This is a genomic window from Shewanella sp. KJ2020 (assembly GCF_024197625.1).
GTDB lineage: Bacteria > Pseudomonadota > Gammaproteobacteria > Enterobacterales > Shewanellaceae > Shewanella.
In genome coordinates this window covers 63,611-75,630 of sequence record NZ_JAKUKD010000030.1, presented here as the reverse complement: position 1 = coordinate 75,630, position 12,020 = coordinate 63,611, and the positions used below count along the sequence as shown (strand labels likewise).

Genomic DNA, 12,020 nt, shown 5'->3' with positions numbered 1-12,020 from the left:
GATATTGTTCTAAATTTAGAATATTAACTTTAGCCATCTAGCCCTCCACACTGAGCAAAAAAAGTGCTACTTTGGTGGAGGAAGGCTGTCAGCATATCATAAGAAACATTTCTATTAATTAGAGGGTACCCATATCATGGCGAAACATTCGCTGGACAAGGATAAGATCAAGATCCTGCTGTTGGAAGGCGTCCACCAATCTGCGGTCGATGTACTTGAGCGTGCTGGATACACCAATATCGAATACCACAAAGCCTCTTTAGGCGATGAAGCATTAATTGAATCCATCAAGGATGCGCATTTCGTGGGGCTTCGTTCGCGTACTCAATTAACTGCCGAAGTGCTGAAACGTGCCGAGAAGTTGATCGCGATTGGCTGCTTCTGTATTGGTACTAACCAAGTTGATCTTGCCACCGCCGAATCCCTGGGTATTCCAGTGTTTAACGCGCCATTTTCTAACACTCGCAGTGTTGCCGAGTTAGTGATTGGTGAAATCATTATGCTGATGCGTGGGATCCCTGAGCGTAACGCCATCGCCCACCGTGGCGGCTGGATGAAGACCGCCGCAGGCAGCTACGAAGTCCGTGGTAAAACCTTAGGTGTGATTGGTTACGGCCATATTGGTACTCAACTGGGTATTCTGGCTGAGACGCTAGGTATGCGAGTGGTGTTCTTCGATATCGAAGACAAATTACCTTTAGGTAACGCGCAGCAAGTGCATTCAATGGAGCAACTGCTGGCACAGGCTGATGTTGTGAGCTTACACGTCCCTGAAACCCCTCAAACTAAAGACATGATAGGCGCCGCCGAATTTGCCGCTATGCGCAAAGGCAGCATATTTATCAACGCCTCACGGGGTACTGTGGTCGATATCGATGCCTTAACCGTTGCATTAAAAGAGCGTCACCTCGCGGGCGCCGCAATCGATGTGTTCCCCGTCGAGCCGCAATCGAATGACGATGAATTTATCAGCCCACTGCGCGGTTTAGATAACGTATTGCTGACGCCGCATGTGGGTGGCAGCACGGCTGAGGCCCAGGAAAACATTGGTATCGAAGTCGCCGGCAAGTTAGCTAAGTATTCAGATAACGGTTCGACCGTGTCTGCGGTTAACTTCCCTGAAGTGTCACTGCCCATGCATAAAGGCACCTCGCGCTTACTGCATATCCACCAAAACCGCCCTGGCGTGCTGATCAAAATCAACCAAGCCTTCTCGGAAAAGGGCATCAACATTGCCGCGCAATATCTGCAAACCACCGCAGAGATTGGTTATGTGGTGATGGAAGTCGACACTCACCAAGCCGAAGAGGCCTTGGTAGAGTTGAAGGCGATTGAAGGCACATTGCGTACCCGCGTGCTTTTCTAGTCTGTAAAATCGCTCGCACACTCGCTTCACCTAAGGCGCACATTTCATTCTAAGATATGTGCGCCTTATGCTTTTGAGCCTACAGGAATTCCGTTACAATCTAGCCTCTCACATCGTCTTCATTTTCAGGATCTCGCTATGACTATTTCTGTTTCTACACCCCATTGGGATCTGGACGCTTCCTTGCCTCCACTTATGCTTGCCAACTTATCCCATATGGGCCTTATCAAAGTGGTTGGAGAACAGGGCCGCAGTTTTATCCATGGCCAAGTGACCGCAGATATCAGTTCATTAGCCGCTAACCAATGGCGCTGGGGCGCTCATTGTGACCCTAAGGGTAAAATGTTGGCCAGTTTTAGAACCTTTGCCATCCAAGAAGCGCTCTTTATGCTGATGCCAAGGGATGTTATCGAAGTCGATTTACCCCAACTGCAAAAATATGCCGTATTTAGCAAGGCGACCCTAAGCAATGCATCCGCTGAATGGACTCTGCTCGGTGTTGCTGGCGAACAAGCTAGCCTGTTCGTAGGCGAGCATTTTGGTGAGGTAACCCAAGAACTGACCTTGGTAGATCAGGGGGCGATATTAAAAGACGCTGATCGTTTTATCTTAGTATTAACCCCAGAAGCCGCAGCGGCTTTAGTGGCTCAATCACAGCTGAGCGTATTTGATGCCTGTGCTTGGCAGGCGTTAGAAATCGCTGCGGGCTATCCAAATATTACCGCTAGCCATGCTAGCCAATACGTACCGCAGATGTGTAATCTACAAGCGGTCAACGGTATCAGCTTCAACAAGGGCTGCTACATGGGGCAAGAAACCATAGCGCGGATGAAGTATCGCGGTGGCAATAAACGCGCCCTGTATATCTTGCGTGGCCATACTGATCAGCAAATCAGCCTAGAGTCGGCCCTTGAAATTGAAATGGAAGAAGGTTTTCGCCGTGGTGGCCAGATTATCGAATTTGTACAACGTGGCAACCAAGTCCTATTGACCGCAGTGCTCGCCAACGACACAGAGAATACAGCCAAGCTGCGTTTCGCAGACGACGAGCAATCTAGCTTACATATTCAAGCATTGCCCTACTCCCTCGAAGATGAATAGTTTACAGCAGTTAAGCTAACAAGAGTTTGAATTGAAAAGGCGCCTAAGGCGCCTTTTGTTTGTTAATGTTCAAGATAGGTATCTCTAATGGCGACCACCTCTGGCAAAATTAGCTTAAATTCCTCCACCAATTTAGGGTCAAAATGCTGCCCAGCTTGGCTTTCAAGCAATTCCATTGTCGCTTCAATCGTCCAAGGTTGTTTATAGGGACGCTGGGATGTGAGCGCATCAAACACATCCGCAATGGCGGTGATCCGTCCCTCTATGGGGATCTCCTCCCCCACTAACCCATTGGGATAACCTGAACCATCCCACTTTTCATGGTGGGTTAAGGCGATGCGGCGAGCCATTTGTAATAAGGGGTCGCTGTGCTCACCGATGATCTCAGCACCTATGGCCGCATGTTGCTGCATAATTTTCCATTCTTCCCCATCCAGCTTACCGGGCTTTTTAAGCACGGCATCTGGGGTCCCGATCTTGCCGATATCATGCATTGGCGCCGCATTATAGAGTATGTCGCAGAAGGTGCTTGGCAGCCCCAGTTTGATGGCGAGTAAACGTGCATAGTGACTCATGCGCACTACGTGCAAACCCGTTTCGTTATCTTTATATTCGGCGGCGCGGCCTAGACGGCGAATAATCTCGAATCGAGTATCTTCAAGCTCCTGAGTACGCTCTTTAACCTGTTGTTCAAGAAGACGTTTTTGATCGTATAGCGCAAGATGAGTTTTCACCCTTGCCTTCACGATTGGGGCACTCACAGGCTTAGTGATGTAATCCACCGCACCCAGTTCAAATCCTTGGGTTTCATCAGCTATCTCGGATAGTGCGGTCACAAAAATCACTGGAATATGGCAGGTCAGCGGCTCCTGTTTTAGCAGCTTACACACCTCGTAGCCATTCATGCCCGGCATCATGACATCGAGCAAGATCAGATCTGGCTGTGCTTTTGCCACCAGCGCCAACGCCCTTGGTCCATCGATAGCCACTTTGACTTTATAGTCGTCCCCGAGAATTCCCACTAAGATATCGATGTTCTCAGGGGTATCATCGACGACTAAGATCGTTGCCTTTTCCATGTTCAACTTCACCTCACTCTATGCTCTTCTTTATACCCAAGCCGCCTCAAGATACGAGTTTCAACATCTTCAGATTATTTGGGGATACACCCATGTGCTGCAGGCTTTATCCGTAAACTACAGCGCTAATTCAGCGATAACTTCATCAATCAAATCGACCGCTTCATCGAACTGATATTGATTGATCATAGTCAGTGCGGGGCTTAACTGCCGCCATAACTGGACACTCACTTGGGGTTTTAATGCATTAATTTGCGCTACGGCCTGGGAATCAGCGTCCTCTAGACTCTGGCGCAATCGTTTTAGCGCCGCGCTCAAAGATGCTGGAGGTAACAGATCCGTTTCGTCCGTTGGCGTATCTTGAGCCCCAGAATCCGAGTTAACTTTCTCTATGGCCTCACAAATCGATGCCACTAGTACTTGAATTTGATCAAGTTCGGCCTGGTATGGGCTACCTTCACTCAAATGTAATTCTAGCTGACGAGCAAGCTCGGCTAACTTGGTCGAACTTAAATTGCCTGCTAAGCCCTTGAGAGTATGGGCAATCCTAACGGCATCTTCGGGTTTATTGGCGGTAACGGCCTTATTTATCGCCTCAACGACATTACGTTGACCACTTAAAAAACGATCAAATATTCGTTGATATAAACGACTGGAATGTTGTACTAGCTGTAATCCCCTATCGATATCCAATTCGGGATGCTCTGGCCACTTCACTACTGATGCAAGATCGGTATTGCTGGCTTTAGCTTTAGCCTCGCCGCCCTGTACTTGGCCGCTGGTGCCGCCTAAGCCATTAACATTACCAGTGTCCGTATTGATCATCGCATGGCTATCCGCCGCCAGATACTTAAGCAGCGTCAGGTAGAGAATGTTCACTTCGATAGGCTTGGCGATATGATCGTTCATTCCAGCGCGAACGCACATTTCCTTGTCACCTGCCATCGCGTTTGCCGTCATAGCGATCACGGGCAGTTCGGCAAGCTCAGGGCGTTGCCGCAATGCCTTAGTGGCTTGGTAACCGTCCATAACCGGCATCTGGCAATCCATCAGCACTAAGTCAAAACTCTGCTGTGTTAACTTATCTAAGGCAATTTGGCCATTGGTTGCTATGGATAAAATAATCCCAACTTGTTCTAAAAACTCGGTCGCCACCTCAAGATTCATCTCATTATCTTCGACCAAGAGGATACGTTTACCCTTAAGGGGCAAGAGGATCTGAGGATCGAGCGCCTCATTGTGCCGCCTGACAGGCAGAACTCCCGCACGGCCAAGTGCGTTCATAATGCCATCGAGCAGGCGTGAGGCACTAATGGGCTTGCTGATATATCCCGCTAAACCTAACTGCTCTATCTGGGTTAAAAAATCTTGATTAGCATGGGCCGATACCATCAAAATCCGAGGCGGTGTTTTTGTCTGTTGTAGGATTTGCCGTGCCGTATCTAATCCATCTAAATTCGGCATTTTCCAGTCGATCAACGCCACCGCATAGTCCTGCTGAGCGCAGCGATTAACGGCCTCTTCCCCAGAACGAACCGTATCGACCAAGAATCCCATCCCTTCTAGGGTGGTACGCATAATGTCCCTTGCGGTGGCATTATCGTCGACCACTAGCACAGACATGCCTTCAAGCTCTTGGCCTACCGCTAATTTTTGACCGCTCGAGATTTGTAATTTCACTGTGAAGTAGAAGGTACTGCCATGTCCAAACTGGCTCTCAACCCCAATACTGCCTCCCATAAGCTCGACTAACTGCTTACAGATAGCTAAACCTAGGCCTGTACCACCGTATTTACGTGTAGTGGATGTATCGGCCTGACTGAAGGATTGGAATAATTTTGCTTGCTGCTCATTGGTTAAACCTATCCCGCTATCCCGTACGCTAAAACGCAGGGTCACATCGTCGTTTTGCTGCTCGACTAAGTTTAACGACAACAACACTTCGCCACGCTCAGTAAACTTAATCGCGTTATTCATCAAGTTAATTAGCACTTGACCCAAACGCAGTGAGTCACCAAATAGGTGCCGAGGCACATTAGGGGCGACGGCAAATAACAACTCCAACTGCTTATGGGCAGCTTTTTCAGAGAACATATCACTGAGGTCCTCCAGCATAGTGTCGAGCTGGAATGGCACAGATTCTATATCGAGCTTACCCGCTTCGATCTTAGAAAAATCGAGGATGTCATTGATAATCGAGAGTAAAGATTGCGAAGCCCGCTCTATTTTTTCAACATAGTTTTTTTGCTTCTTATCGAGTTCGGTCTGCAAGCATAGCTGTGACATACCGATAATGGCATTCATAGGAGTGCGAATTTCGTGGGACATATTGGCAAGGAAATCCCCCTTAGCCTTACTGGCTGCATCGGCCTCTTCCTTGGCGACCAGCAATTGGTCCGATAGCAATTTAATCTCTGTCATATCGACCATGCTCATGACCGCAGAGTCAAACTGTCCCTTAGTGTTCAAGAGTGCCGACACATTGACCATCATCCACAAAGGTTTGCCCGAGGGATTAATAAAGCGACGCTCACCACGGTAATGATCGATCTCGCCCTCGGCCAACTTATTAAACTGCGCCTTAGCAATCTCTTTATCATTCGGATTAAGTACCTCGAAAATAGACGTATTGCGTAGTTCATCTTGGCTCTGGCCTAGATCCTTACAGAATTGCTCATTGCAATCGAGGATCACACCTTTAGTATCCACGTTCACTATGCCAATGGTCGCACCATCGAACAGTGCCTTAAAGTGAGCTTCACTGACCGCAAGCTCTTCTTCAATCGCTTTACGTTCGGTAATGTCCATCAAATAACCATTCCAAATGATCGCGCCATCCTGCGTCATATGGCCACTAGCACCCGCCTCCAGCCAACGTATGCTGCCATTAGGGTGACGATAGCGGAACTCACGTAACCATTGCAGCTTATCATCGCTCTTGCCCGCCAGTGCCCGCACAACATCGGGACGCTCTTCATCAAAGATCCGCTCGGCGATAATATCGAAGTCATTCATCAAATCATCGCGGTGCAGCCCTAACATACGGATAGCAGCGGCGGATAGGAAGGTAAATGTGCGGTCTGATGGTGAATTCCACCGCAGTTGGTACACAATACAAGGGATTGACTCAGTGATATTCGTTAGTTGCAGACGCGAGGCCTCAAGCTCGACTAAAGCGAGTTTACTTTCGGTAATATCATCGATACTGCCATCAAACCAAAGAGGGAAACCGTCCTCGTTGTAACTTGCCTTACCTTTTTCGTGCACCCAACGAATGCTGCCATCGCGGTGGCGAATACGGTATTCCACCTCGAAGGTTTCCTGTTGTGCCAGTGCCCTGTCGATATGGCTATGGCACAGGGCCAGATCATCCTCCAAAATCAAGGAGGCAAATGTGCGTTGGCGGTTCTCAATAAATTGGCTTGCGGCGTAACCAGTAATATCGGCGATATTGTCGCTGATATATTCCATGACCCATACATCGCCGATCCGAGTGCGATATACGGCACCCGGAATATTGGTGACTAGCCCTCGGAAACGTAGTTCACTGTCACGAATTTTTTGCTCAACCGCTATTTTTTGGGTCATATCCCGGATGGATGCGGCCACCTGTCGACTGCCATTAATATCTGCGGGAAGCATACTCAAGGCGATTTCAGCGACAAACTCGCTACCATCGGCCTTTAAGGCCCGCACATGGCGCGCATTGTCCACGGAGCGAGCACGCCTCTCGAGCAACTTATCGTGCCCTTGTATATTCCCCAAGGCTTCGGGTAATAAGGTTTCGACCTGTAGGCCCAGCATGGCCTGTAAGTCATAACCAAAGAGCTGCTGGCAGCGGGTGTTGGTAAACACTATCTTACCCGCTTGGTCGACAATCAACATGGCCTCGGGTGCCGCCTCTAGCACGGCATTAGACCAAGCGGCGGCTGAAAATTGTTCGGTGACATCGGTAAACAACATTTCCACCGACATTAATTCACCCGTCTCTGAGACTAAGGGCTGCATAAAAACATCGAGTCTTCTTGGGTGGCCTTTACCATCGAGCATTTCGACCTGATGCGAAGGAACATTTTGGCCTTTTAATGCTAAATCCGTGTATTCCCAGTTTTTTTCATTAAGCGGATGGGCCGAGAAGAGCCTTTGATATTTGCGCTTTAAGAGATCAGGGGAAATGCCCAGCACCTTAGTCACACCCTCGCTCACTTGAGCCAACTGCCCCAAGGGGTCGAGTGAGCAATAGAAGGACTTTTCGCTCATGCCATCGATCAAACGGGCAAAACGATTACCACGGGAATCGAGTATCGCCTGTTCGCGCTCAGCCAATAACTCGGCCATCTGGTTAAAGGTGTGACTCAGAGTCACTATTTCACTGACGGCGCCAGGGGGAATAACAAGCTGCTGCGCTTTACCTTGGCCAAAGGCCAGGATACCAGATTCAAGTAATTCTAAGGGACGGGTCAGGCGTTTAGCGGCGATATAGCAGGTCAATAGCAGCAACAGGGTCAACAGGCTAAGGTTAAGCACGATAGAGGCAATATCATCGTGCATTGAGGTAAATAACTCCTGCTGCGGCACCATAACGAGCACGCGCCATTGCAGCTTAGGCACGGTTGCCAGACTGGCAAGATAGACTATGCCTTTGTCATCAATAAAGCTTGCTTGCCCATTGAGGCTTTTTTCCAGCAGAGCCCAAAATTCTTGATTTTTCTTGGCGTGCTTATCGAGCCATTCAGATGAGGTCATAGCGAGCACTTTATTCTTATCGCTATGGAAGATAAACCGCCCCTGCTCGTCTAATACCACTAACCTATCTGAAGCTATCCCTAATTGTTCAGGCATCCTAGACAAGGCTAAGTCAACGGTCACCACCCCAAAGTAATGGTCATCAGGCCCAAAGGGAGCCGAGTAAGTCACCATTAAGGTATTTCCAGCATCCTCATCAAAATAGGCCTTCGACCAATACCCCTCCGCTTGATTGATCGCCTTCGACCACCAATCCCATGAACCATCGGTATAATCATATCCCTCTGCACCTATATCCAAATAACGAAATTCATCACCATCGCGGTATACATAGGGGGAAAAGAGTCTTTTATCGGCAAAAGTGTTAGGTTTAAACGCAACGGCAGAACCATAAAAATCAGGGTTACGTTCGAGACGATTCGTTAACATCCGAGTGATGTTATCAACATTATTAATACTTTCTTTATTTGGTATAAAATCAATAAAATCAGCAACACCTTGGGTATTAGTTTGGGCATTCTCGAGGATAAGTTGTAAGCGATAAGCCGAATCGCTAGCCTGCTGTTCTAATTTTTTATATAGCGCTTTTTCTACTGCTTGATATTTAAACCAAGAATTTACGCCATAAACCCCCGTCATAATTAAAATCAACGGCAGGGCAATATGCGATAAAATCCTGCTGCGAAAGGTACGAAGTTTACTTCTGTCCATGGCGTCGCCCCAAAGTTCCAACGTTTAAAAGTACACATTTTTTAAACAGCACTTAATAAAGTAAACGAAGAACCTAGTGGCGACAATGTCAAAGTTAAAATAATGTGAACTAATATATTGTTTTCAAAACATTAATAAGCCGTCTCTAACGCAGAGTTTGGCAACATGCGGGCAAAATAGCTTTGGGTTTCGGCAATAATGATATGTCTCAAACCCACAATGGCGATCAAGTTCGGAATCGCCATCAAACCATTAACCGTATCCGCCAGCAGCCAAATCACATCGAGCTTGATAAAGGCACCGCCCGCGATCAGCACTAAAAACACCACTTGATACACGCGTAAACCGCGCTCGCCGACTAAGTAGTACCAACAGCGCTCGCCATAATAGTGCCAGCCTAAAATGGTGGTAAAGGCAAAACACACCAGCGCAATCGTGACCAAATACTGGCCCACAACCGCAGAACCACCGAGGGCGAACGCCGCACTCGTCATCGCCGCGCCGGCAGTTTCACCACTCCATACGCCTGTGATGATCAGCACTAAGCCCGTCATAGTGCAAATGATAATGGTATCGAAGAAAGTGCCCGTCATACTGACCAAACCTTGCTCCACGGGTTCATTGGTCTTAGCGGCAGCGGCTGCAATCGGCGCGCTACCTAGGCCTGACTCATTGGAGAATACCCCGCGAGCAATACCGATTTGAATCGCCTGGGCAACCGTCGCTCCTAAAAATCCCCCCGCCGCCGAGAGTGGCGTAAAGGCCGATTCCAGCACTAAGCCTAAGGCGGGTAAAATTTGTTCGGAAAAACCGACTAAGATCCACACACAGGCCAGCACATAACCAATCGACATGGCAGGTACCAGCTTTTGCGCCACATTGGAAATCCGCTTAACGCCGCCCAAAGTCACGGCGGCAACTAACAGAGTCAGCAGGGTCGCGGTCAACCAAGTCGGCACCTCAAAGGCAATCGTCAGCGCATCGCTGATGGCGTTGACCTGTGCAAAAGTCCCGATCCCGAAAAAAGCCACGCCAACCCCGAAGAGAGCGAACAATTTCGCCATCCACGACATGCCTAAGCCGCGCTCGATATAGTACATAGGGCCACCAGCAATCTGCCCGCGGGCATCGGTAGTACGGTATTTTACCGCGAGCATACACTCGGCATATTTAGTCGCCATACCGAAAAATGCCGCCAGCCACATCCAAAATAACGCCCCTGGGCCACCCATTTTGATCGCCGTCGCCACGCCAACAATATTGCCCGTGCCTATGGTTGCGGACAGCGCAGTGCACAGCGCGGCGAAGGAAGATAAATCCCCATGACCTTTTGCGGGTTTGAACAATAATCCCAGCGCCATAGGCAGACGAAACACTTGGATAAGCTTGAGGCGCGCGGTGAGATAAACCCCTGTGCCCACCAGCAAACAGAGGGTGATTGGCCCCCAGACGATGCCATTAATACTGGCAAGAAAAGCTTGAAAACTCATGATATTCCTCGAATATTAAACAACAAAATTAATAAACGGAGGAGGAAAAGAAATGGCTGTGACGCGCCGCAGTCGGACGCTATTGCAAACTATTTTGACCTGTTCTCGACTGAGATCCACTCCAGCTGAACGCAAAAAGCGTAGCAAGCGAATGCTCTATACGAGTGCTGTGGATAGATGCAAAAGTGCGCCATCACCAGCAAAGATAAAAATAGCCCACGACGACAAACGACAGGGACTGTGCAGTCATCCTCTCCTCTGTCCTTTTGCCTGAGCGTTTCGCGCCGCAGATTAATTACCCACGACACTTTCGCCTTCGGCGCCACCTGATTGCACCTTTTAAACTAAGTGCAATTGGCAGTCTCTCCAGAGGCTCGTCCAGTAACAGTCCACGCCTTACGGCACCTGAAAGAGTGCTTTGTTTTTATTGGAAGACTCACTTCGATAAAAGCGTCGCGTCAATAAAACCAAAGTTGCCTCGTCGGTGTGGGGTTAAATCCCCACTCTCCTGCTACCTTCATCCGAACGGATTGTTAGCTTGAATCTTGCACTCAAGCTAACAGGACGCACAGCATGCAATAAACGCGGCGCCAGCTCAAGCCCGTTTGCTCACAGTTCATGAAGGATTTCATTCAATTGATGTTTTTTGCAACAGATGCTGGGTTGTGTTTTGTTATCCCTTTAATGATCCCATTCGGAGTGAAATCAGTATCTCTATGAATAAAAAATGCTTTATCTTAGGCACTCGGTGACAGCCACTCAATTTGGCTTAGCCAAGATGCCACAAGTTGCCAATGGATATAAAGGAGTAGCTCAATGGCCAACCTCGCTAAACTAAATCCTGTCGCTAAGCTTAATCAAGTGAGCAAGGGCTTTCGCGATGGTGAGCAATATCATCAAGTGCTGAATGCGGTCGAATTGCAGATCAATAGGGGCGAAACCGTGGCGCTCACTGGCCCCAGCGGCAGCGGTAAGAGCACTTTACTTAACCTGATCGCCGGTTTTGAAATGCCAGATTCGGGGGAGATCCTACTCGATCAAGCGTCCACTTCAACTTGGCAAGACAAAGATTGGAGCCGTTTTAGGCGCAATTCCCTAGGCGTCGTATTTCAGCAATTTAACTTACTCACGCCCCTCAATGTGCAAGACAATATCGCGTTTTCCTTAAGTTTAACCGCGCAGCCGTGGTCAGCTTGGTGTGACTATCTGGTTGAAAAACTTGGGCTGACACTACTACTTCACCGCCAAGTGGAAGCTTTGTCAGGTGGTCAACAACAGCGGGTCGCCATCGCCCGCGCCTTAGCCCATAAACCCAGTCTACTACTCGCCGATGAACCCACGGGTAACTTAGATGATGTTTCGGGTAAGCAAGTGATGGCGCTGCTGTGCGAGCTTGCCCAAGAAAGCCAAACCAGTATTTTGATGGTCACCCACAGTGAAGAATGCGCCGCCTTTATGCAAAAGCGCTGGCATTTATCCCACGGTGCTGTGGCGATTTACGGATAAGGAGCGGCAATGCGGCAATCG

General features: G+C 48.7%; 6 protein-coding genes and 1 riboswitch. Of the genes, 3 read left to right on the top strand and 3 right to left on the bottom strand.

The features are described from left to right. Nucleotides 1–136 precede the first annotated feature (136 nt). Together serA and ygfZ are read left to right on the top strand one after the other, a co-directional pair. Complete coding sequence (gene serA / locus MJO46_RS15710; protein ID WP_253990128.1) at nt 137–1,366, top strand: phosphoglycerate dehydrogenase; 1,230 nt, start codon at nt 137–139, stop codon at nt 1,364–1,366. Between the two features lie 138 nt (nt 1,367–1,504). After that, nucleotides 1,505–2,467, top strand: a complete 963-nt coding sequence (gene ygfZ / locus MJO46_RS15705; protein ID WP_253990127.1) for a tRNA-modifying protein YgfZ — start codon at nt 1,505–1,507, stop codon at nt 2,465–2,467. A gap of 62 nt (nt 2,468–2,529) precedes the next feature. Here ygfZ and MJO46_RS15700 read toward each other — a convergent pair whose 3' ends face one another. The 3 genes from MJO46_RS15700 to MJO46_RS15690 all read right to left on the bottom strand — a co-directional run bounded on the left by MJO46_RS15700 (nt 2,530) and on the right by MJO46_RS15690 (nt 10,493). Next, nucleotides 2,530–3,546, bottom strand: a complete 1,017-nt coding sequence (locus tag MJO46_RS15700; protein WP_253990126.1) for a two-component system response regulator — start codon at nt 3,544–3,546, stop codon at nt 2,530–2,532. Nucleotides 3,547–3,663: 117 nt separating this feature from the next. Continuing rightward, nucleotides 3,664–9,003: a PAS domain S-box protein gene (locus MJO46_RS15695; protein ID WP_253990125.1), complete on the bottom strand. Its 5,340-nt coding sequence runs from the start codon at nt 9,001–9,003 to the stop codon at nt 3,664–3,666. A 131-nt stretch (nt 9,004–9,134) separates the two neighbouring features. Continuing rightward, nucleotides 9,135–10,493 carry a sodium:alanine symporter family protein gene (locus MJO46_RS15690; protein ID WP_253990124.1) on the bottom strand — a complete coding sequence of 453 codons (1,359 nt, stop codon included), beginning with the start codon at nt 10,491–10,493 and terminating at the stop codon, nt 9,135–9,137. 248 nt (nt 10,494–10,741) lie between these two features. Continuing rightward, nucleotides 10,742–10,873: riboswitch (glycine riboswitch) on the bottom strand. A 436-nt stretch (nt 10,874–11,309) separates the two neighbouring features. Between MJO46_RS15690 and MJO46_RS15685 the strand changes: the two genes are divergently transcribed. Beyond that, on the top strand, nt 11,310–11,999 hold the full coding sequence (locus MJO46_RS15685; RefSeq protein ID WP_253990123.1) for an ABC transporter ATP-binding protein: 690 nt from the start codon (nt 11,310–11,312) through the stop codon (nt 11,997–11,999). The last annotated feature ends 21 nt before the right edge of the window (nt 12,000–12,020 follow it).